At 72.1% G+C, this 21010-nt stretch carries 20 protein-coding genes; 11 read left to right on the top strand and 9 right to left on the bottom strand.

What is annotated here, in order from left to right; genetic code table 11:
- The first annotated feature begins 737 nt into the window (after positions 1-737).
- Positions 738-1832, top strand: a complete 1095-nt coding sequence (locus ACFCXS_RS18760) for a glutamate--cysteine ligase (RefSeq protein ID WP_376644445.1) — start codon at positions 738-740, stop codon at positions 1830-1832.
- A 184-nt stretch (positions 1833-2016) separates the two neighbouring features.
- Here ACFCXS_RS18760 and ACFCXS_RS18755 read toward each other — a convergent pair whose 3' ends face one another.
- Positions 2017-3246, bottom strand: a complete 1230-nt coding sequence (locus ACFCXS_RS18755; RefSeq protein WP_376644444.1) for an acyl-CoA dehydrogenase family protein — start codon at positions 3244-3246, stop codon at positions 2017-2019.
- Positions 3247-3363: 117 nt separating this feature from the next.
- Entirely contained in the window at positions 3364-4353 is a 990-nt protein-coding gene (locus ACFCXS_RS18750; RefSeq protein ID WP_376644443.1) for an amino acid ABC transporter permease, read from the bottom strand.
- 581 nt (positions 4354-4934) lie between these two features.
- Here ACFCXS_RS18750 and ACFCXS_RS18745 point away from each other — a divergent pair.
- The 9 genes from ACFCXS_RS18745 (at position 4935) to ACFCXS_RS18705 (ending at position 13569) form a co-directional block, all read left to right on the top strand.
- On the top strand, positions 4935-6095 hold the full coding sequence (locus tag ACFCXS_RS18745) for an LLM class flavin-dependent oxidoreductase (protein WP_376644442.1): 1161 nt from the start codon (positions 4935-4937) through the stop codon (positions 6093-6095).
- Complete coding sequence (locus tag ACFCXS_RS18740) at positions 6092-6589, top strand: GNAT family N-acetyltransferase (protein ID WP_376644441.1); 498 nt, start codon at positions 6092-6094, stop codon at positions 6587-6589. Before ACFCXS_RS18745 ends, ACFCXS_RS18740 begins: the two co-directional genes overlap by 4 nt.
- The gene (locus tag ACFCXS_RS18735) at positions 6586-7530 is read left to right on the top strand and encodes an ABC transporter substrate-binding protein (protein WP_376644440.1); all 945 of its coding nucleotides are present in this window, start codon (positions 6586-6588) and stop codon (positions 7528-7530) included. Before ACFCXS_RS18740 ends, ACFCXS_RS18735 begins: the two co-directional genes overlap by 4 nt.
- 4 nt (positions 7531-7534) lie before the next feature.
- Entirely contained in the window at positions 7535-8476 is a 942-nt protein-coding gene (locus ACFCXS_RS18730) for an amino acid ABC transporter permease (RefSeq protein ID WP_376644439.1), read from the top strand.
- Positions 8473-9237 (top strand): amino acid ABC transporter ATP-binding protein, encoded by a 765-nt coding sequence (locus ACFCXS_RS18725; RefSeq protein ID WP_376644438.1) that lies wholly within the window; start codon positions 8473-8475, stop codon positions 9235-9237. The genes ACFCXS_RS18730 and ACFCXS_RS18725 overlap by 4 nt, the downstream gene beginning before the upstream one ends.
- 34 nt (positions 9238-9271) lie before the next feature.
- On the top strand, positions 9272-10261 hold the full coding sequence (locus ACFCXS_RS18720; RefSeq protein WP_376644437.1) for an ABC transporter substrate-binding protein: 990 nt from the start codon (positions 9272-9274) through the stop codon (positions 10259-10261).
- A 110-nt stretch (positions 10262-10371) separates the two neighbouring features.
- Positions 10372-11499 carry an LLM class flavin-dependent oxidoreductase gene (locus tag ACFCXS_RS18715; RefSeq protein WP_376644436.1) on the top strand — a complete coding sequence of 376 codons (1128 nt, stop codon included), beginning with the start codon at positions 10372-10374 and terminating at the stop codon, positions 11497-11499.
- Between the two features lie 274 nt (positions 11500-11773).
- Positions 11774-12874, top strand: a complete 1101-nt coding sequence (locus ACFCXS_RS18710) for a winged helix DNA-binding domain-containing protein (RefSeq protein WP_376644435.1) — start codon at positions 11774-11776, stop codon at positions 12872-12874.
- A 113-nt stretch (positions 12875-12987) separates the two neighbouring features.
- Positions 12988-13569, top strand: coding sequence for a hypothetical protein (locus tag ACFCXS_RS18705; protein ID WP_376644434.1), 582 nt, complete (start codon positions 12988-12990; stop codon positions 13567-13569).
- Between the two features lie 214 nt (positions 13570-13783).
- Here the strand turns inward: ACFCXS_RS18705 and ACFCXS_RS18700 are convergent, their stop codons facing one another.
- The 7 genes from ACFCXS_RS18700 to ACFCXS_RS18670 form a co-directional block, all read right to left on the bottom strand.
- Positions 13784-14239 (bottom strand): hypothetical protein, encoded by a 456-nt coding sequence (locus ACFCXS_RS18700; protein ID WP_376644433.1) that lies wholly within the window; start codon positions 14237-14239, stop codon positions 13784-13786.
- A 165-nt stretch (positions 14240-14404) separates the two neighbouring features.
- Positions 14405-16069, bottom strand: coding sequence for a purine-cytosine permease family protein (locus ACFCXS_RS18695; RefSeq protein WP_376644432.1), 1665 nt, complete (start codon positions 16067-16069; stop codon positions 14405-14407).
- Positions 16070-16201: 132 nt separating this feature from the next.
- Positions 16202-17464 carry a hypothetical protein gene (locus tag ACFCXS_RS18690; RefSeq protein ID WP_376644431.1) on the bottom strand — a complete coding sequence of 421 codons (1263 nt, stop codon included), beginning with the start codon at positions 17462-17464 and terminating at the stop codon, positions 16202-16204.
- Positions 17461-18735, bottom strand: a complete 1275-nt coding sequence (locus ACFCXS_RS18685) for a glycosyltransferase (protein ID WP_376644430.1) — start codon at positions 18733-18735, stop codon at positions 17461-17463. Before ACFCXS_RS18685 ends, ACFCXS_RS18690 begins: the two co-directional genes overlap by 4 nt.
- Positions 18736-18912: 177 nt before the next feature.
- The gene (locus ACFCXS_RS18680; protein ID WP_376644429.1) at positions 18913-19443 is read right to left on the bottom strand and encodes a cellulase; all 531 of its coding nucleotides are present in this window, start codon (positions 19441-19443) and stop codon (positions 18913-18915) included.
- 11 nt (positions 19444-19454) lie between these two features.
- Positions 19455-19961 carry a SigE family RNA polymerase sigma factor gene (locus ACFCXS_RS18675; protein ID WP_376644428.1) on the bottom strand — a complete coding sequence of 169 codons (507 nt, stop codon included), beginning with the start codon at positions 19959-19961 and terminating at the stop codon, positions 19455-19457.
- Between the two features lie 180 nt (positions 19962-20141).
- Positions 20142-20507, bottom strand: coding sequence for a DUF6479 family protein (locus ACFCXS_RS18670; RefSeq protein ID WP_376644427.1), 366 nt, complete (start codon positions 20505-20507; stop codon positions 20142-20144).
- A 119-nt stretch (positions 20508-20626) separates the two neighbouring features.
- Here ACFCXS_RS18670 and ACFCXS_RS18665 point away from each other — a divergent pair, with 119 nt between their 5' ends.
- The gene (locus tag ACFCXS_RS18665) at positions 20627-21001 is read left to right on the top strand and encodes a ferredoxin (protein ID WP_376644426.1); all 375 of its coding nucleotides are present in this window, start codon (positions 20627-20629) and stop codon (positions 20999-21001) included.
- The last annotated feature ends 9 nt before the right edge of the window (positions 21002-21010 follow it).

The raw sequence follows: 21010 nt of genomic DNA, 5'->3' as shown, positions 1-21010 counted from the left end.
CGTCCACTCCTTCGGAGGCATCCTCGCCCAGTGCCCCGGGAGCGTCGCCGTACGTGGAGCCGGGGGCGGGAGACGGCGCCCCGCACTACAACGAGAACAACGCCTCCCGCCGTGAGGGCGCCATGACTCCGGCCCACGCGGAAGACGCCCGGCGGGAGGCCGACCGCATCCGGCCGGTGCTCGAACGGCTGTGGGAGCGGCGGACGTGGGACCCGGCGACCGTACGGACGGCCCTGCTCCGGCTCGGCTACGAGGAGGAGCGCGTCACGAAGGACGGCGAACGCGTCGGCGGCACGCTCACCGTCACGGGGATGTCCCCGCGCTGGAAGGACGACGGCTACGTCACGCCCGAGGGGACGCGGGTCGCCCTGCGCGTGCACGACGACGCCTGCGTCTCGGGGCCGTGCAGAAGTCGAACTTCGAGGTGCGGGCCAACGGCCCGTACCCGGAGAGCGGCTGCCTCGAACCGCCCTACGGCCACTGAGGCCACCGGCCAGGACGTCGATGCGGCCGCGAGCGGGTACCCGGCCCCCGCATGGTCAGGCGCGCACCGGGAGCGCGACGATCGCCTTTGCTGTTGTAAGCGGTTTCTCCTTCTGTGTCATGTTTTGTTCCCGCGGGAGTGCGGCACTCGGTAACCCACGAGCGTTCCCCCGAGAGGTGACCTTCGCTGCGTGAGGTGCGTCCGACGCGCGCCGGAGTCCGGCCCGGTCGCCGGGCGGAACAGAGGGTGGTAGATGAGGACCATCGGCGTGGAAGAGGAGTACCTGCTGCTCGACCCGGTCACGGGCCTGCCGGTACCTCAGGCGGACAAAGTGCGCGCCGCGGCGGGCGTGGGGCACCTCGTGACCGACCAGGAGGTGCAGTACGAGCTGCTCCAGGCGCAGGTCGAGGTGGCCACCCCGGTCTGCGGCACCCTGGAGGAGGTCGGCGGTCACCTGCTGCGGCTGCGGCACGCCGTCGGCGTGGCCGCCGAGCAGCACGGCTGCCGGATCGGGGTCTGCGGCACCCCACCGTTGCGGCACGGCCGTCCCATCGCCGTCACCGACCAGGCCCGCTACCGGGCCATGGTCTCCCAGGCCCCCCAGCTGGTGGCGGAGCAACTGGTCAACGGCACGCACGTGCACGTCGCGGTGCCGGACCGGGAAGCGGGCGTGCAGGTGCTGAACCGGATCCGCTCCCGGTTGCCGACGCTGACGGCCATGGCGGCGAACTCCCCGCTCTGGGACGGCCACGACACGGGCTTCGCGAGCTGGCGCACCGTGATCTTCAGCAGGTGGCCGGTCAGCGGCATGCCCCCGCACTTCCGGGACGCCGACGACTACGACCGGCGCGTGGCACGGCTGCTGGAGTCGGGTCTGATCTCGGACGTCGGGCAGCTCTACTGGCAAGCCCGCCTCTCGGACACGTATCCCACCATCGAGGTGCGGTGCCTGGACGTCCAGCTGCGGGCGGACGAGGCGGTCATGCTCGCCGCGCTCATCCGGGCCCTGGTGGAGAGCGCCCTGACGGAAGCGGCCGCCGGCGCGCCCCTGCCCGACACCGCGCCGGAGCTGCTGCAGGCGGCCATGTGGCACGCCGCCCGGCACGGGCTCGGCGACACCCTTCTCGGCCCCGGCGGCGCCCCGCACCGGGCCGGCGACGTGCTCTACGAGTTCCTGCGTCACGTCGCTCCCGCCCTCGACGCATCCGGCGACTCCCGGCAGGTCACGTCCCTGATCCACCGGCTGCTGCAGGACGGGACCGGTGCGGACCGGCAGCGCGCCGCCCTCGCACACGGCGGTCTGCGTGCGGTCACCGAGCTGATCAGCGCCCAGAGCACGATGCCGTGACGCCCTGAACGGCTCCCCGGGCCACCGCGGCGTAGGCGGCGGCGATGTCCGCGCGGGCGTGGACGACCAGGAGCGTGCCGCCGGTGTCGGCTTCCGCCCCGAGCACGCGGCGGCCGGGCGCACGGTGCGCGGCGACCGGCATCGGAGTGGGCCGGACGAGGCGTCTTGCCGGACCGGGCCCTGGTCAGGCGGGAAGGGCGAACGGGGGGTGCGCCCCGTTGAGGAAGTAGTCCCCGACGTCCTGGAGCCGGTGGCCGACGGGCTCGTACAGGGTGTGCGTCCGGGCGTTGCGCCAGAACCGGTCGAAGCCGAGCCGGGCGGAAGCCGAGCGGGTGCCGATGATGTCCAGGGCGCGAGCGGTGGACTCCTGGACGGCCTTGGACGCGGCGGCCTCGGCCATGGCCACCAGGACGGAGATCTCCGCGCAGTCCTCGTACGTCAGGTCCTCGCCGTGGTCCAGCCCGCCCTGCACGGCCTGACGTGCCTCGTCGGTGAGTGCGGACGCCGAGCGGGTGAGCACGGTGAGCTCCCCGTACGCCGTCAGCACCTGTGGATCCTGCGGGGAGCCGACCGGCCAGTCCGGGTGCCAGTGCGCGTGGCCGGACCTGCTGTACTCACGGGCCTCGGCGAGCACGCCCTCCGCCATGCCGAGCCGGAGCTGCGCCGACAGCAGACGGCCGACCGGTGACACCAGGGCTGTCAAGGGCGACAGGACGTCCTCGTCCGACGACAGAGAGCCCAGTACGTCGTCGGCGGCGACGGGCACGGCGTCGAACTCCGCGCTGCCGCCCGCCGCCAGCCGCTGGCCGAAGGGGTCGGCGTCACCGTCGACGACCACACCCGCGAGGGCGGGGTCGACCACGAGCGCACAGGGTTCGCCGGTTCCGGCCCGCACCGCACGTACGGCGAGGCGGTCGGCGACCAGAACCCCGGCGGCGTAGCTCTGCCGCCCGTTCAGCACGTACCCGCGTGTGTCCCGGGTGAGCGTCAGGGCCGGTTCCTGGCGGGCCAGGCCGCCGCCCCAGCACCACCGCTCCGCCGCGGTCCGCCGCTCCAGCCGCGCGGCGAGGACGGGATCGGCGAGGAATCCTGCGCTCCAGGACGTGAAGTAGTGACAGCCGAGGAGCTGCCCGATGGCGCCGTCGGCCGCCGCTATCTCCCGGACCACGGCGTACGCCTGGGTCCAGTCCGCGCCCCCGCCCCCGAGCTCGGCGGGGACGAGGAGGGTCAGCAGGCCCGACTCGCGCAGCCGGGCCACCTCGTCGAAGGGGGGCTTGCCCGCTTGGTCCCGGGCAACGGCGTCCGTGGCCAGGTCCTCCGCCGTCTCGCGTGCCACGCGCGACCAGTGCGCGCTGTCGGTCCCGGACTGGTCGAACTCCGCGGCGGGGCCGGATGGCGCCAGGGCAACGCCCATCGCAGGATTCTCCTCAAGTTCTTGTGCAGAACGGGGTGTCGAGCCTCACGGGTGAGAAAGATGTGTGGGCCATCCGCATCATCCTGCGCAGGAGCACATGGCCTCGTCAATACTTTCCTAGTAATTCGATAGGGAACGTAGGGAATGGCGGTGTGCGGCCGGCCGGGCCCTCAGCCGCTGCACGGGCGTCGGCGGCAACGCACGGGCGGCGCCCCGCGCATAGTGCCGCTCCACGTAGAACTGCCCCACGCCGAGCACGGTCGTGACGGCGATGTACCAGAGGGTGGCGACCAGCAGCAGCGGGATGACCTGGTACGTCTGGTTGTAGACCAGTTGCACCGAGTACAGCAGGTCGTGCACGGCCAGCACACTGACGATGCTCGTGCCCTTCAGGGTGCCGATCAGCATGTTGCCGGCCGTCGGCACGATGGAGCGCATCGCCTGCGGTACGACGATCCTGCGCAGGGCGCGCGCCCTGCCGATCCCGAGCGCCTGCGCGGCCTCCGTCTGTCCGGTGTCCACGGACAGGATGCCGCCGCGCACCACCTCGGCGGCGTAGGCGGCCTCGTGCAGGGTCAGGCCGATGACGGCCGTCAGGACGGGGCCGAGCAGGTTCACCGTCTTGACGGTGACGAACTGGGGGCCGAACGGGATGCCGAGGCCGAGCGTCGGATAGAGAGCCCCGATGTTGAACCACAGCAGCAGCTGCACCAGCAGGGGAGTGGACCGGAAGACCCACACATAGCCCCAGCTCAGAGTGGACAGCACCGGGTTGGCGGACAGGCGCATCACGGCCAGCGGGATGCCGAGCAGAAAGCCGAGCACCATCACCACGCCGGTCAGCCAGAGGGTGAGCAGCAGCCCGTCGAGCACGGCGGCACTGGTGAAGTACCCGCCGACCACGTCCCATTGGAAGGCCTTGTTGCTGACGACGGATCGGGCCAGCAGCGCGAAGAGCGACAGGGCGACGGCAGCGGCCAGCAGGCGGCCGGTGTTGCGGCGCGGCACGATCCGCGGGACGTCGTCGCCGGCCCCCGGGCCAGGGGGTTTCGGACCTGCCACGGACAGGGCGGGAGCGGATGCGGTGAGGTCGGAAGGCGAGGCCATCAGAAGGCTCTCCAGGGGAGGGAGGCAAGGCACGGACAGGGGGACCTGAGCCAGGCTTCGGCGTCATCACGCTCGCCGCGTCCCTCAACGCGGTGCGCCCGATCGTACGGCGGTGACACACACAGGTGTCAACCACACGGAAACCGCGGGCCGACTCGTCCCAACTCCCGTCCGCCATCCGGGCCGTGGTTGACGAGACGCGAGTCGCCCTGCTCAAGTAGTCGCATGAACGCCGAGCAGCGCCTGGTCACCCGGGGCCACATCGACTTCGGTCGGGTGTGGTCCGCGGCGTGTTGCGCCTGACGCGGCAGCGGGCCGTCTGACCGGCCCTTCCCTCCCTCGGTGCCCCCGTCGCGGGCCGAGTCCCACTCCTGACACGCGCTGCCGCCGCTCCACCCTGCCCAGGGCCCAGGCCCCGGCGCCATCACCCCACTTCACCACCCTCTTCGCCACCCCCTTCACAGCCCCCTTCGCCACGCCCTGAAGCGCCGTCGCACCCCGACCGCGCCACGGGCCCGCCCCGCCGTGCCCAGGCGTTGTCCCGGCACGGCGCCGGACGACTTGAGGAAAGGCCAGAACCCATGCCCGTGGAGTTCCTCGGCATCGCCGCCACCCACGACGGATCCGAAACCACACCGCGCTCCGGCGCCGCCTTCGACAAGGACTACACACTCCGGCTCGCCCGGGCCCACGAGGAACACGGCTGGGACCGGGTCCTGTTCGCCTACGGGTCCGGATCGCCGGACCCGGCACCCGCCGCCGCGTACATCGCGAGCCGGCTGGACCGGCTCCAGATCCTCCTCGCCCACCGGCCCAACGTGTCGTACCCGACCTTCGCCGCGAAGACCTTCGCCACCCTCGACCGGATCAGCGAGGGCCGCCTGACCGTGCACTTCATCACCGGCGGCAACGACCGGGAGCAGGGTCGTGAGGGCGACACGCTCACCAAGGACCAGCGCTACGCCCGCACCCGCGAGTACATCCGGATCGTCAAGAAGATCTGGACCACGCACGAGCCGTTCGACCACGAGGGCGAGCACTACCGTTTCCACGACTTCGTCAGCGACGTCTTCCCGGTCCAGCAGCCCCGCCCGAACGTGTCGTTCGGAGGCTCCTCGCCCGCCGCGTACGCCGCCGGCGGCGCCGAGGCCGACATCTACTGCCTGTGGGGGGAGCCCCTGGACAAGACCGCCGAGCAGATCGAGAAGGTGAAGGCCGCGGCATCGGCCGCGGGCCGCACCGATGTGCCGCGCATCCAGGCGGCGTTCCGGCCCATCATCGCCCCCACCGAGGAACTGGCCTGGGAGAAGGCCCACCGCACGGTCGGTGCGATCAAGGCCCGCAGGGACCGCGGCGAGGCCGTCACCAAGCGCCACAACGGCTCCGCGCAGCCGCAGAACACCGGCTCCCAGCGACTGCTCGCCATCGCCGAGGCGGGGGAGCGCTACGACCGTGCCCTGTGGACGCCCACCGCCGCCGCTACCGGCGGCGCGGGCAACTCCAACGCCCTGGTCGGCACCCCGGAGACGGTCGCCCAGGCCCTCCTGGACTACTACGACATCGGCGTGGACATCCTCTCCGCCCGCGGCTACGACCTGCTCGGCGACGCCATCGACTTCGGCCGGCACGTGATCCCGATCGTCCGCGAGGAGGTCGCCAAGCGTGACGCCGAACGCGCCGCCGGGCGCGCCACCGAGCGAACGGCCCACGAGCCGCGGCCCCTCGCGACGGTGCACGAGTGACCTCCGCGCCGGAACTGACGGTCATCCAGGTCCTGGTCTCCGACCCCCGGGTCGCGCCGCTGCTGCGTGAACTCGGCGACGAGTACTCCAGGCGCTACGGAAAGGACGCGCACGCCGAGATCTCCCGCTACCCCGACGAGGAGTTCACCGCACCGCACGGCGGTCTGCTCCTGCTGCTGCTGGAACGCGGCGAACCCGTCGCGGGCGGCGCCTTCCGCCGGTACGACGCGGCCACGGCCGAGCTGAAACGGATCTGGACCCACTCCGCCCACCGCCGCCGCGGTCTCGCCCGGCGCGTCGTCGCCGAGCTGGAACGCGAGGCGGCGGGCCGTGGATACAGGCGGGTCCATCTCACCACCGGCCCACGCCAGCCCGAGGCCCGCGGCCTGTACCTGGCCACCGGCTACACACCCCTGTTCGACACCGAGGCCGACCCGGAGACCATCGGCCCGCTGCCGTTCGAGAAACACCTGCGAGAGGTCGCCGAGCAGTGAACAGAACCCGTCTGCGCAGCACCGCCGTCCTGGTGCTGCTGCCCGCCCTGGCCCTCACCGCCTGCGGCTCCGGCGCCACCAGCGGCGCCGCACCGGCGGGCGCCCAGGCCTCGCCCGCCCCCACCGACGACCCGGTCGCCGCCGTCCGCCGGGTGGACTCCGTCGCCGCCCTGCTGCCCGCCGGCATCCGCACCTCGGGAAAGCTGCGCATCGGCAGCTCCGTCGGCTCCCCGCCCGGCGCCTACTACCCGAACGGGCCCGGCAAGGCGCCCGCGGGTCAGGACATCGACATCGCCGACGCCGTCGCCAAGGTCCTCGGCGTGAAGCCGGACCGGCAGGACGCCTCCTTCGAGACGATCCTGCCCGCCCTGGGCAGCGGCAAGTACGACGTGGGCACCGGCAACTTCGGCGTCACCACCCAGCGCCTGAAGACCGTCGACTTCGTCACCTACATCGACGACGGCCAGGGTTTCGCCGTGAAGAGGGGCAGCAGTGCCGTCGGGAAGAAGGTCACCGACCTGACCCAGCTGTGCGGCCTGACCATCGGCACCGGCGCCGGAACCACCTTCGAGTCGACCCTCGCCGCGCACAAGGACATCTGCGCCGAGGCAGGCAAGAAGCCCTACGAGGTCAAGGTCTACTCCGAGAACGGAGCGACGCTCACCGCGCTCCGGCAGGGCCGCATCGACGTGATCATGTCGACCATCAACGGCCTGCGCCACCAGGCCGCCCAGCCCGCGGCGCAGACCACGTTCCTCGGCGAGTACCACCGCCTCGACGTCGGCTTCGCCTTCAAGAAGGGCTCCCCGCTCACCAAGGCGTTCCGGGCCGCCGTCGACGAGCTGATCGAGAACGGCACGTACGCCCGGATTCTCGAGAAGTGGGGCACCTCCGCCTCCGCGATCGACACGTCGCGGATCAACCCGCCCGAGCACAGGTGACCCCATGAGCAGCGACACGATCACCCCACCGGCCACCCGAAGGGCCGGACATCCCGAAGAACTGAAGGTCGTACCCACCCGCCACTACGCCCGCTGGGCCGCCGGCGCGGCCGTGGTCGTCCTGGTCGCGCAGTTCGCCCACGGCCTCGTCACCAACCCCGTCTGGGAGTGGGGTGTCTTCAGCGACTACGTCCTGTCCGAGACGATCGTCCAGGCGGTGTGGGTCACCCTCCAGCTCACCGCCTACGCCACCGTCCTCGGCTTCCTCCTGGGCACGGTGCTCGCCTTCATGCGCCTGTCGCGCAGCCCGGTGCTCTCGACCGTCGCCTGGACCTACATCTGGGTGTTCCGGTCCATCCCGATGATCGTCCAGCTGGTGTTCTGGTTCAATCTCAGCGCCCTGTACAAGGAGCTGGGCCTCGGCATCCCCTTCGGGCCGGTGTTCTGGTCCGTCGACAGCAACACCCTCATCGGGACCATCGGCGCCGCCGTCATCGGGCTGACCCTGCACCAGGCCGCCTACGCCGCCGAGATCGTCCGCGGCGGTGTCATCGCCGTCGACCAGGGACAGCTGGAGGCGGCGGCGGCCCTCGGCATCCCCCGGCTCCGGCAGATCCGCCGGATCGTCCTCCCGCAGGCCATGCGCGCCATCCTGCCCACCGCCGGCAACGAGATCATCGGCCTGCTCAAGGGCACCTCGGTGGTCTACGTCATGTCCATCGGCGAGCTGTTCTACCAGGCGCAGGTGATCTACGGCCGCAACGGCCGGGTGATCCCGCTGCTGCTGGTCGCCACCGCCTGGTACGTCGTCCTCACCTCGCTGCTGTCGGTGGCCCAGTACTACGTGGAGCGCCGCTATGCCCGCGGCGCCGACCGCACCCCGGCCCCCACCCCGCTCCAGCGCGCGCGCCGGTTCGTCACGTCCCTCACGAAGGAGAGCGCATGAGTGCCGTCATGGTCGACGTCCACGGCGTCCACAAGAGCTTCGGCCCCCTGGAGGTGCTGCGCGGTGTCGACCTGCAGGTGCGGGCGGGGGAGGTCACCGTGGTCCTCGGCCCGTCGGGCTCCGGGAAGTCCACGCTGCTGCGCACCATCAACCACCTGGAGAAGGTCAGCCGCGGCTGGATCAGCATCGACGGTGAACTCATCGGCTACCGCCGGTCGGGGAACAAGCTGCACGAGCTGAGGGAGCGGGACGTTCTGAAGCAGCGGACGAACATCGGGTTCGTCTTCCAGAACTTCAACCTCTTCCCGCACCTGACCGTCCTGCAGAACCTCGTCGAGGCCCCGGTCTCCGCCCGGCGCCGCCCGCGCAGGGAGGCCGAGGAGACCGCCCGCCGGCTTCTCGACCGGGTCGGTCTCGCCGACAAGGCCGACGCCTACCCGCGGCAGCTGTCCGGCGGTCAGCAGCAGCGCGTCGCCATCGCCCGGGCACTCGCCCTCGAACCCAAGGTGCTGCTGTTCGACGAACCCACCTCGGCACTCGACCCGGAGCTGGTCGGCGAGGTCCTCGACGTCATCAAGGACCTGGCCCGTACCGGCACCACCATGATCGTCGTGACCCACGAGATCGGCTTCGCCCGTGAGGTCGCCGACACCGTGGTCTTCATGGACGCCGGAGTCGTCGTCGAGCAGGGCCCGCCCTCGGCCGTGCTCGGCGCACCGCGGCACGAGCGCACCCGCGCCTTCCTCTCCAAGGTCCTCTGACCAGCCTCCCGCCCCTCACGCAAGGAGCCCGACCGTGGCCACCACCGTCGTCCCCCGTCGTACCACCGCCGCAGCAGCGCTCGGACTCACCGGCGCCCTCGCCCTCGCCGGCTGCGCCAACCCCACCGACGGCGGCACCACCGAGGTCGCCGCCACGTCCGGCGGGAAGACGAAGATCAACATCAGTCCCCACCAGAACCGCGTCACCACCGGCAAGGTCGACTCCATAGCCGCCGAGGTCCCCGAGAAGATCCGCAGGAGAGGCACGCTGGAGATCGTCGACTCCTCCGGCTCCGCGGCACCCCTGACCTTCCGGGCCACGGACAACAGGACCGTCATCGGCGTGGAGCCCGACATCGCCTACCTGGTCGCCGACGTCCTCGGCCTGAAGCCGCGCCTGAACACGGTGTCCTGGGAGAACATCTTCGTCGGCCTGGACAGCGGCAAGTACGACGTCGGACTCAGCAACATCACCGTCACCGAGGAACGCAAGGAGAAGTACGACTTCGCCACCTACCGCGAGGACAACCTGGCCTTCGAGGCCGAGAAGGGAAGCGGCCTGAAGATCGACGGGCCCGAGGACGTGGCGGGCCGGACCGTCGCCGTCGGCAGCGGCACCAACCAGGAGAAGCTGCTGGTCGAATGGTCCAAGGAGAACGAGAGAGCCGGCCGCAAGCCGGTGGATATCAAGTACTACCAGAACGACAGCGACACCTACCTCGCGCTCCAGTCCGGCCGGATCGACCTCTACCTCGGCCCCAACCCGACCGCCGCCTACCACGCGGCGACCACCGGAAAGACCGAGGTCGTCGGCACCTATTCCGGCGCGGGCGCCCGCCTCCAGGGCCTCATCGCGGCCACCACCAAGAAGGACAACGGCCTGGCGAAGCCCCTCGCCGACGCCCTCGACCACGTCATCGGGAACGGGACGTACGCGAAGGTCCTGAAGCGCTGGGGCCTGTCCGGTGAGGCCGTGCGGAAGTCGGAGATCAACCCGCCCGGCCTGCCGAAGACCGGCAGCTAATGCCGCGGCCGGCAACGTTCGCCCGAGCAGGAGCGGCGTCCGGTGCGTGCCCCCGGCATGCCGGCCGTCCCTCGTCCCCTTCCGCCGTCCCACGCTGAGGAGCACCGATCATGCCCGGCATCCCCCTCGGAGTCCTGGACCTCGTCCCGGTCCCGTCCGGCGACACCGCCGCCGGCGCCCTGCGCAACACCCTGGACCTCGCGCGGCGGACCGAAGAGTTCGGCTACAGCCGCTACTGGTTCGCCGAGCACCACCTGAACCCGGGAGTCGCCGGGGCCTCTCCCGCCGTCCTGCTCGCCCTGACCGCCTCCGCGACCTCCACGATCAGGATCGGCTCGGGCGCCGTGCAACTCGGCCATCGCACCGCGCTGTCCACCGTCGAGGAGTTCGGGCTGATCGACGCCCTGCATCCCGGGCGCCTGGACCTGGGACTCGGCCGTTCCGGCGGACGTCCCCCCGGGCAGACGGCGCCGCCCCGGCCGACCACCACCCCCGTCGTCGACGGCCGTACGCCGGGCGGCCTCCGGATCCCGCCCCGGTTCACGTACGAGCACCTGCGGGGCTCACCGCGCCTCCGGCTCCAGCAGCAGCTGTTGCAGCAGCCGGGCGCCCGGCACCAGGACTACGGCGAGCAGATCGACGACGTGCTCGCGCTGCTGCGCGGCGACTACCGCTCGGCGGACGGCCTCCAAGCGCACGCCGTGCCCGGCGAGGGCGCCGAGGTGCAGGTGTGGATCCTCGGCAGCAGCGGTGGGGAGAGCGCCGACGTCGCCGGCCGCAACGGCCTGCGCTTCGCCGCCAACTACCACGTCAGCCCGGCCACCGTCCTGGAGGCGGCGGAGGGTTACCGGGCCGCCTTCCAGCCGTCGGACCACCTCGACAAGCCCTACGTCAGTGTCTCCGCGGACGTCGTCGTCGCCGAGGACGACGCGACCGCCCGGGAACTGGCCACCGGGTACGGCCCGTGGGTGCGCAGCATCCGCACCGCCGAGGGCGCGATCCCCTTCCCCACCCCCGATCAGGCCCGCGCCCACCCCTGGACCGAGCAGGACCGGGCGCTGGTCGCCGACCGTGTGGACACCCAGTTCGTCGGGTCGCCCGGACGCGTCGCCGACCAGCTCGAACAACTGCAGGAGGCCACCGGCGCCGACGAGCTGATCATCACGACCATCACCCACGGCCACGCCGACCGGGTGCGCTCGTACCGGCTCCTCGCGCGGGAGTGGCAACGCAGGTGACGTAGGCCCGCACGGTGGCGCGCGCTCCGGCGGAGGCGGCCGGCCCGTTCGAGGCCGGCCGTCCCCGTGCTCGCCGGGGACCGCGGGTCGAGCGGCTCGCTGAAGTCGTGGTGCGGCCGCCGGCCATCGCCGGGCCCTTCGCGCGAGACCGGCCGGCCACACCGACGCGGGACGCGGTCACGACCTGACCGCATCCCGTGCGACCGTGAGCGCGCAAGCCGCCCGGGCACCTGGACCGCGGGTCGGCACACGACGCGAAGGCCGAAATGCTCCGATGACCGTTCTCGACGCCCGGGCGCTCAACCGCGCCACCCTGGCCCGGCAGTTGCTCCTCGACCGCGCCGACCTGCCGGTCCTCGACGCGGTCGCGCACCTGTGCGGTCTCCAGGCACAGGAACCGCAGGAACCGTTCCCCGGGCTGTGGTCCCGGCTGCGGGCCTTCGACCCGGCGCAGTTGTCGGACCTGCTGACAGGGCGCCGTGTCGTGCGCACCCATCTCATGCGCCGCACCGTCCATCTCGTCACCGCCGATGATGTCGTGGCCTGGCGTTCCCGCCACGACGCCATGCTCCGCCAACGGGTGCTCGGCGTGTACCGGCGCGAACTCGCCGGGATCGATCCCGGTGAACTGGCGGCGGTGGGCCGCGAGGTCATGGCCGACGGCGAACCCCGCTCCATGCCCGACCTCGCGCGAGCCGTCGCCGGCCTCCGGCCCGGGGCGCCGCTGCGCCCCCTGGGCGAGATGCTCGTGGCGGCCCTGCTCCCGACGGTCCAGGTGCCGCCGCGCGGCCTGTGGCGCGCCAGCGGGGGAGCGCGCTACGCGCTCGTCTCCTCCTGGCTCGGCCGCGACATCGACCCGCCCTCTTCGGACGTCTGCGACCCCGTGGGCCGGACGCTGGTACGGCGCTACCTGGCCGCGTTCGGCCCCGCCGCCTCCGCCGACCTGCGTGCCTGGTGCGGGCTGGCCGGACTGCCCGCCGCGGTCTCCGCCGTCCGGGAGGAACTCGTCGCCTTCCGCGACGAACGCGGCCGCGAACTGCTCGACCTCCCCGACGCGCCCCGCCCCGATCCCGGCACACCCGCGCCGGTGAGGTTCCTGCCGGCGTTCGACAACGCGATCCTCGGCTATGACGACCGCAGCCGGATCATCGACGACGCGCACCGTCATCTGTCCGTCGCCGGTGCCCGGGTCGTCCTGGTCGACGGCAGGGTCGCCGCCACCTGGACCGTCGAGGCGGGCACGGTGCTCGTCACCCCGCTGCGCCGCTTCTCACGGAGCGACCGCGCGGGCGTCGCGGAGGAAGGGCGGGCGATGGCCTCCTTCCTCTCCGGCGACGAGAGCGACCGGGTACGGATCGCGGCATCTCCCGGCTGAACCGGACTCGCGCCGGCTCGGAGGCGCTCTCGCGGCTTTGATCGGCGGGCGTTCCCGGCGGACAGGCGCACACTGGAAGGGTGCTGCCGGTGCTCACGAGGGGGTGTCGGCCGATGAAAGCGTCAGAACGCGTGACCGTGCGGTGGTGGCGGTGGCGGCGCAACGCGCTCAAACGGCGCGTCGACGTCGTCGAAGCCTGGATCGTGCTCGCCGGCTGGTTGCTCGCCCTGGTGGGCGGGCTGGTCGCGGGACTGTTCGCGGCGGGCACGGTCGAGCAGGCCGTCGAGCGGCAGCGGGCCGAGAGCAGCGAGGTCCGGGCAACGGTCGTCGAGGACGCGCCCGGACCGTCACCGGCCCGCGAGGCGAGCGACCACAAGGTGTGGGGCAAGGTGCGGTGGACCGCCCCCGACGGCTCGACCCATCGGGAGGAGGCCCGGGTACCGGCGAGAGCACCCGCCGGAAGCACCCTCTCCGTGTGGGTCGACCGGAGCGGTGACCTCACGGCCCCGCCCGTGTCCGGTGGCGAGGCCTGGCTGCACACCGCCATGGGCGGCGCGCTCGCCGGGATCTTCACGGGCGCCACGGTGCTGGGAGCCACCTGGCTGACCCGCCTGGGCCTCGACCGGCGCCGCATGTCCCAGTGGGACGCGGAGTGGGAGCGGATCGACACCCGCAGGGGCTGGAAGACGGGCTGAAACAGGGCGGTCGTGTGGTGCCGAAGGAGGGGCACAGCCCACGCGCCCAGGCCCGGCCGAGGCGTCCAGTGGCCCCCGGGGGCCGATCTCGGTGCACGGTCAGCTCAGTGGCCGCAGGCCGGCCCGCGGCGCTGCGGTGACGTCCGCCGGGGCGAGGGCGGGCGGGCGGCGGAGCCGCTGGGCGCGAGGCGGAACCGCCCCCGCCCCGTGCCGGCTACCGGGACGGCGGCGGGAGGGGAGACGCGGACGGCAGGGGCGTGGTCGTGGACAGGCGTGCGGTCGCCCCCTCGACCTGCCGCACCGTACTCTCGCCGGGCCGGTGGCCCGTACCCGCGCCGGTGGACAGCTGGGACCAGACTCCCAGGGCCAGCGCGACGGCGGCGGCGGTGGCGGCCACCCGGCCCGCGCGCCGGACCTTGGCACGACGGTCCAGGTCCCGCCACGCCACGCGGACCCAGAGGTCCTCCGGCTGCCACAGATCGCCGACGGCGTGCGGGGGCTGGAGCTGCCGGCCCGCCGCCCGCTCCGTGGCCGAGGGTTCCCTCGGAGCGGAGACGCGTATGGCGCACTCGCTGTCCGTCAGGAACCTCAGCCACACGTCGTCGGGGACGGGGCGAACGTTGGGCGTCTCATGGGGAGTTCTCCGCCCGTCCGGCTCTTCGGTGGTCACGTCCCGTCAGCCCCTCTCCGGCCTCGCCCGATCACTGCGCAGCGCAAGATCAGTATGCCGCCCGGGCGCCGGAGCAGCGCCCCTTCCGGTCACGGACAGCGCGTCCGAGACCGACTTGGAACGTGCCGTGGGCGGGAGGGCCCGGCCGCACTCCCGCCGCACCGCTCAGACCGTGGCCGGCAGGACGTGGTCACCGACCTTGTCGGTGCTCAGGCACAGCGAACAGACGACCGCGTCGTGCGTCGTGCACGCGGCCACGTCCGGTCGCTCGAACTGCTGCCGGCACACATGGCACTCGTAGGCGACGGCGCTGGGGTTGCCGTCCTCGTCCAGCAGCGGCTCGGCGATACCGTCGTCGGTACGGCGCAGGTAGTAACGGCCCTTGGTGACCACGGCCATCAGCGGTGTGAGGACGAAGGCGATGACGGCCGCGGCGACGGGGGAGTACGGCTGGAGCGTGTCGCCGAGGCCGTGGAAGTACATGGCGATGGACAGCCCCGAGGCGGCGACGAAGGCCACGACCCCGACGGGGTTGACCGCGTAGAGCATGCCGCGGCGGAACTCGGGGGCGTGCGGGGACAGCTTCAGCACGTACTTGTTGATGCCGATGTCGGTGGCCACCGTGACCACCCAGGCGATCGCGCAGTTCGAGTAGAAGCCCAGGATGCTGTTGAGGAAGCTGAACATGTCGGCCTCCATCAGTGCGAGCGCGAAGCCCAGGTTGACCAGGACGAAGACCATCCGGCCCGGGTAGCGCCGGGTGACCCGGGTGAAGGAGTTGGTCCATGCCAGGGAGCCGGAGTACGCGTTCGTCACGTTGATCTTGATCTGGCTGATGACGACCAGCACCACGGCCAGCGGGACGACGAGCCAGGACGGCATCATCGCGTCGAACGCGCCCTTGAACTGCTGGATCGGCTCGGGTGCGGCGGAGGCGCCGACCTCGGCGATGATGTACACCGCGAGGAACACGCCGATGGCCTGCTTGAGCGCGCCCAGCACCACCCAGCCCGGACCGGCCATCACCACGGCCGTCCACCAACCGCGCTTGTTCTCCTCGGTCCTGGGCGGCATGAAGCGCAGGTAGTCGATCTGCTCGCCGATCTGCGCGATCAGCGACAGGCACACGCCCGCCCCGAGCAGCACGGAGGCGGTACTGATGCCGCCGTCGCCGTCGGTGCCCGCGTAGGCGAGGAAGCGGTCGACGGTGCCCGGGTCGGTGGCGACGAGATAGACCAGCGGCCCGACCATCAGCAGCAGCCAGACCGGGGTCGTCCACACCTGGAGCTTGCTCAGCGCCTTCATGCCGTAGATCACCAGGGGGATCACCATCAGCGTGGAGACCAGGTAGCCCAGCCAGAGCGGCAGTCCGAGGCCCAGCTTCAGGCCCTGGGCCATGATCGAGCCTTCCAGGGCGAAGAAGATGAAGGTGAAGCTGGCGAAGATGACGCTGGTGAGGACCGAGCCGAAGTAGCCGAAGCCCGAACCGCGGGTGATCAGGTCCAGGTCGATGTTGTAGCGGGCCCCGTAGTAGGCCAGCGGGAAGCCGGTCACGAAGATGACGACGGCGGCGACGGCGATCGCGAGCAGCGCGTTGCCCGTGCCGTGGGCCAGTCCGATGCCGGCCCCGATGGAGAAGTCGGCCATGTAGGCGATGCCGCCGAGCGCGGTCGTCGCCACCACCATCGGGGTCCAGCGCCGGTAACTGCGCGGCGCGAAGCGGAGCGTGTAGTCCTCGAGCGTCTCCTTGACGGCCTGGTCCGTGCCCGGTACGGCCTGTGCTGCGGGTTCCGGCTCGGCCACTGCGGCCAGTCGCGGCTCGGCACTCATGCCACGCCTCCTTGCTGCGGGTTGGGTACTGACAAGGCAGGCACGGTAGGCAGCGGTCGTTACCCCTAAATACTTCCTGCGTGAAGGGAATGTTTCGGAGCCATCTCACGGGGCGCCCACGGCGGGCCGCTCCTACGGCACCCCCAGCACGAACAGCACGTATCCCGCGTACGACCCCGAGGCCAGCGCGGCCGTGCCGAGGACCGCGGCCAGGGACGGCCACCGCAGCCGGCGCATCGCGAGAGCGAGAGGGACGAACAGCGGGAAGAGCGGGAGCAGGTAGCGCGAGACGTTGCCGAAGTACTGCTGGGTGGTCATCACCATCAGGTAGGAGAGGACGGTGTAGACGACGAGGACGGCAGGGGGGCGCAGGCGCGTCAGCAGCACGGCCAGCACCGGCACCATGAGCACCACGCAGACGCCGATCACGTCCTCGAAGGGCATCGCGAAGCGGTAGTCGAAGTGGCCGACGGGGATGGACGTCAGTACGTCGAACGTGTGCACCCCCCAGTCGAACTTGTGGGCCCAGGCGCCGTCCTGGAGTTTGGAGTAGCCGTTGATGTCGCCCATGCGGTAGTTGACCCAGCCGAGGTAGCCGAACAGGCCCAGGGGCGCGATCGCCACAGCGGCCAGGGGCCGGCGGACCCCGTCCTCGCGTCGGCGCAGGGACAGCACCGCCGCGAGGGCGAGGGCGGCGACGAGCGCGACGGCGGTGGGCCGGCACAGCCCGGCCGCGCAGGTCAGCAGGCCGGCCGTGAGCCAGCGTCGGGTCATGACCGCATGGCAGGCCCACGCGGCGAGGGCCGTGTAGAGGGACTCCGAGTAGCCCGACCACTCCGTGCCCGATCCGGGCCAGACCGCCCACAGCCCGGCCGCGGCCAGACCGGCCCGGTGGCCGCCGAGGCGATGCGTCACGGTGTAGATGCCGAGCGCGGCGACGAACGAGGCGACGACGGAGACCGTCATACCGGCGCCGTACAGGCCGAGACCGGTGCACTCCGAGACCAGCCGCATCAACGTCGGGTACAGCGGGAAGAACGCCGCCGAGTTGCCCTCCAGCGTGATCAGGCCCGTCGCGCCCGGCACCGGCTTCAGGGCCGGGTCGTAGCCGTGCGCGGCGATCTGCTGGTACCACCAGCCGTCCCAGCTGGCCAGGACGTCCCAGGCGTGCTCGCCGCCGCCGAAGCGCGGGTTCTTCTTGCGGAAGTCGCCCGCGGAGTCCAGCAGGAACATGAAGACGCCGAAGCCGGCCAGCTTCAGCACGCCGTATGTCAGCAGCACCGGACTGCAGCGTGCGGCGGCGGCGCGCAGTCGCGGTCGTAACTTCCGTGACCCGCCCGGGACTTCGGGCCGTGCGGTACCGACGGGCGGACGACGCAGCTGGACGGTGCTCATACGGCGGACGGTCCTGTCGTGCGGCGGGCCGGGAACACCCAGGCCCGGAAGAGGAGGAAGCGCAGCAGCGTCGCGGCCAGGTTGGCGACGACCAGAGCCATGAGCTCGACCGGGTGGCCGGCCCCGGGAGCGGTGTGGTGCAGCAGCGCGAGCGAACCGCTCGTCAGGGCCAGTCCGATCAGGAAGGCGGCGAGGCCCTTGAGGTGATGGCGCAGTGCGCCGCCACGCCCCCGCACACCGAAGGTGACCCGCCGGTTGGCCGCCGTGTTGGCGATCGCGCTGGCGAGCAGGGCAAGCGCGTTGGCGGCCTGCGCCCCCGTCCCCGGTCTGAGCGCGCTGTACAGCAGCAGATAGCACAGGGTGCTGGCGGCACCGACGGCGGCGAAACGCACCACCTGCCGGGCCAGACCCGCGGGCAGCTCTCCGGCGAGGTCGCCGCCGCTGCGGCGCAGAACGGACAGCGGCAGCCTGCCGCAGGCCAGGGCTTTGCCGATCCTGGCCATGCCACGCAGATCGGCCAGCGCCGTGGAGAGGATGTGGACCCGGCTGTCGGGGTCGTCCACCCAGTCCACCGGCACCTCGTGGATCCGCAGGCCCGCCCGTTCGGCGATGACCAGCAACTCGGTGTCGAAGAACCACTCGCGGTCCTCCACGAGCGGCAGCAGCCGCTCGGCGACGTCCCGCCGCACCGCCTTGAACCCGCACTGCGCGTCGGAGAAGCCCACCGCGAGCGTGCCGCGCAGCAGCCCGTTGTAGCAGCGGGAGATGATCTCCCGTTTCGGCCCGCGCACCACCCGGGAGCCGCGGGCCAGCCGGGTGCCGATGGCGATGTCGGAGTGGCCCGAGATCAGCGGCGCGACCAGCGGCAGCAGTGCGGCGAGGTCGGTGGACAGGTCCACGTCCAGATAGGCCAGCACCGGGGCGCGGGAGCGGGACCAGGCGGTGTGCAGCGCACGCCCCCGGCCCCTTTCCGCCAGCCTGATCCAGTCCGTGCCGGGCAGTTCCGCGGCCAGCCGGGCGGCGATCCGCGGGGTCGCGTCGGTGCTGGCGTTGTCGGCGATGGTGATGCGGAAGGCGTAGGGGAAGGTCTCGCCGAGGTGTGCGTGCAGGCGCCGGACGCAGGGTTCGAGGTCGTTCTCCTCGTTGTACACGGGAACGACCACGTCCAGGACGGGGTCCGGGTGGTGCGCCGGCAGAGGCGCCCGGCGGGGCAAGGCGGTCGGTTCGGTCGTCGGGCGGTCGATCGGGACCGACCGCAATTCGGTTCGCATGGCTGTCTCACGGTCTCTTTCTGGCGTGGGGGCATGCCCGGGCGCCGGCTCCGGGCATGCCGAAGGCGCCCGTGACGGGTGAGGCGTCTGGAAGATCGGGGCGGGGCGCCCCTGACGGGTGAGGCGGCGAGAAGGCCGGTGCGATGGTGCCCCTGACGGGAGGGGCCGCTCAATCGGCTACTCGGGGTGGACCGACGCAGAGGGCTGTTCGGAGTACGGAGCCGACGCGGGGGCGGTCGTCGGTGGGGAGGAGGGAGGAGGTGCGGGCGGTGTCGAGGTGGTCCGGCTCTCGGGGGCCGTGGTGGTCGGTGCGGGTTCGGCCGGCTCGCTCGTCGCCCTGGACGGGGTGATGCCGCCGGTGGTGGTGGTCGTCGTCGCGGGCAGGGTCGTCTCGGGCTGCTCGGTCGGTGTCGTGCTCGGCGTCGGCGCCGAACTCGTCGGGGTGCTGTCCGGTGAGACCGCCGGGCTCGTCACCGGCCGCGGCCGGTGGTCCGCGGGCTGGGCGCGGGTGAACATGCTGGGCAGCAGGGCCAGCCCGACGCTGAGCCCGGCCACCGCCACGGCGGAGCCGCCCGCCTTCCACAGCAACCGCGACCGGCGGCGGGCCCGGATGCCCGCGTGCAGCCGCTGCCGGTGCGCGGGCTCATAGGGGGTGTGCTGCCGGGTGTCGTGCATCAGCCGCGACAGGTCCCGCTCGAAGTCGTCCATCGGTACTCCCTTCACCCCACGGGCCTGACGGTGTCGGACAGGATCTGACGGAGCCGTGCGACTCCGCGTGACGCATGGGACCGAGCGGTGCCCACCGGGCAGCCCAGAGCCTGGGCGACCTGGGCCTCGGGCAGGTCCTCGTAGTAGCGCAGCACCACCGCGGCCCGCTGCTTCGGCGACAGCTGGGACAGTGCCGCCTCCAGCCGCGAACGCTCCGCGACGGCGGACGACACGTCGCCCGGATCGGCCCGGTCGGGCAGGTGCTCCACCGGACGTTCACCCCACCAGCGCCGCCGCGCCGAGCGGGCCGCCAGCCGCACCAGCACCGTCCGGACATAGGCCTCGGGAGCCTGCTCGGCCACCTTCGGCCAGGCGAACCACAGCTTGACCAAGGCCTCCTGCACCAGATCCTCGGCCCGCTGCCGGTCGCCCCCCGTGAGCAGACGCGCGACATGGAGCAGCGCCGACCAACGGGCGGCCGCGAACTCGTCGAAGCCGTCCGCCCGAAACTGCTCCATCCTCACCGTCCTGCGTCTCAGTGGCCCCCTACACCTGTCAAAAGACGCCGGCCCCCGCTCCACGATGCACTCGAAGCCTGTGATCCACCTCACCTCCGTGATGCCGGATCCGGGCACGAAAAAGGGGCCCGTGCACAAGCACGAGCCCCTCTCTCGGCCGGACGTGGCCGGGCGCTGGGATCAGCGGGCTCCCGGGCCGCCGCTGCCGAAGCCGCCGCTGCCGCCCTCGCTCCAGCGCGGGCGTTCCTGCGAGGCGCTGGTCCGGTCGCTCTGATTGCCGTGACCCTTGAGCTGGTGCGGCGTCAGGCGCTCCTCGCTCCGGGGGACCTCCTCCGGCTCCCTGCGCTCACTCGTCTCGCGGACCGGGCCCCCGTCGGGCAGCCTCGGCTGCTCGTCCGGTCGCGGTGTGGGCAGCTCCCTGCGCTTGACGCGCACGCCGAGGACGAAGGCCCCCAGCAGCAGGGCCACGACCACCACACCCGCCACGATCAGCCCGATGCCGACGGCGCCACGGCCCGCGGCCATCTCCATCCATGCGCTATTCATGGCACGCGGGTACCCGGGGTCCCCTCCGTGAACCTGCTGGGCACGGATGACGGCCGCACCGGACGGAACCCTTGCGAGCACAGGGTTTGAGCGGCGTCGACCGGGGCTACCCGCGCTGTGTGACTTCGACGACATCCCAGCAGGAGCTGTTCCGGTTCCTGGAGGACCGTTTCGCCTGTGCGCAGGCGTGCACCGAGTGTGCGCGGGCGTGCGCGCTGCGCGCGAGCCTCGTGGATCCCGACGGCACCGAGAACCAGGAGCTCGTACGGCGCAAGGGCATCATGTGCGCGGAGGTCTGCGACGCGACCTGCCGTGTGCTGTCCGAGCAGAACCAGGTGGACGAGAGCGGCATCCGCATCCAGGTGGAGTGGTGCCGGACCGTGTGCCTGGAGGCCGCTCACGTCTTCGACCGGCAACCGGGAGCGGAGGACTCGGCGGCGGCCTGTCGCGCCTGCGCGCGGGCGTGCACGGACTTCCTCGCCACGCTGAACTGACCGACGCCA

The sequence above is a fragment of the Streptomyces sp. NPDC056373 genome (genome assembly GCF_042262425.1).
GTDB lineage: Bacteria > Actinomycetota > Actinomycetes > Streptomycetales > Streptomycetaceae > Streptomyces.
This window is presented reverse-complemented; position numbering and strand designations above follow the sequence as displayed.

What these genes read in the sequence shown, in the direction of transcription:
- ACFCXS_RS18760 (WP_376644445.1), top strand. Translation starts at nt 738, where the DNA reads ATGAGGACCATCGGCGTGGAAGAGGAGTACCTGCTGCTCGACCCGGTC.
- ACFCXS_RS18755 (WP_376644444.1), bottom strand. Translation starts at nt 3,246, where the DNA reads ATGGGCGTTGCCCTGGCGCCATCCGGCCCCGCCGCGGAGTTCGACCAG.
- ACFCXS_RS18750 (WP_376644443.1), bottom strand. Translation starts at nt 4,353, where the DNA reads ATGGCCTCGCCTTCCGACCTCACCGCATCCGCTCCCGCCCTGTCCGTG.
- ACFCXS_RS18745 (WP_376644442.1), top strand. Translation starts at nt 4,935, where the DNA reads ATGCCCGTGGAGTTCCTCGGCATCGCCGCCACCCACGACGGATCCGAA.
- ACFCXS_RS18730 (WP_376644439.1), top strand. Translation starts at nt 7,535, where the DNA reads ATGAGCAGCGACACGATCACCCCACCGGCCACCCGAAGGGCCGGACAT.
- ACFCXS_RS18725 (WP_376644438.1), top strand. Translation starts at nt 8,473, where the DNA reads ATGAGTGCCGTCATGGTCGACGTCCACGGCGTCCACAAGAGCTTCGGC.
- ACFCXS_RS18715 (WP_376644436.1), top strand. Translation starts at nt 10,372, where the DNA reads ATGCCCGGCATCCCCCTCGGAGTCCTGGACCTCGTCCCGGTCCCGTCC.
- ACFCXS_RS18710 (WP_376644435.1), top strand. Translation starts at nt 11,774, where the DNA reads ATGACCGTTCTCGACGCCCGGGCGCTCAACCGCGCCACCCTGGCCCGG.
- ACFCXS_RS18705 (WP_376644434.1), top strand. Translation starts at nt 12,988, where the DNA reads ATGAAAGCGTCAGAACGCGTGACCGTGCGGTGGTGGCGGTGGCGGCGC.
- ACFCXS_RS18695 (WP_376644432.1), bottom strand. Translation starts at nt 16,069, where the DNA reads ATGAGTGCCGAGCCGCGACTGGCCGCAGTGGCCGAGCCGGAACCCGCA.
- ACFCXS_RS18690 (WP_376644431.1), bottom strand. Translation starts at nt 17,464, where the DNA reads ATGAGCACCGTCCAGCTGCGTCGTCCGCCCGTCGGTACCGCACGGCCC.
- ACFCXS_RS18685 (WP_376644430.1), bottom strand. Translation starts at nt 18,735, where the DNA reads ATGCGAACCGAATTGCGGTCGGTCCCGATCGACCGCCCGACGACCGAA.
- ACFCXS_RS18680 (WP_376644429.1), bottom strand. Translation starts at nt 19,443, where the DNA reads ATGGACGACTTCGAGCGGGACCTGTCGCGGCTGATGCACGACACCCGG.
- ACFCXS_RS18675 (WP_376644428.1), bottom strand. Translation starts at nt 19,961, where the DNA reads ATGGAGCAGTTTCGGGCGGACGGCTTCGACGAGTTCGCGGCCGCCCGT.
- ACFCXS_RS18670 (WP_376644427.1), bottom strand. Translation starts at nt 20,507, where the DNA reads ATGAATAGCGCATGGATGGAGATGGCCGCGGGCCGTGGCGCCGTCGGC.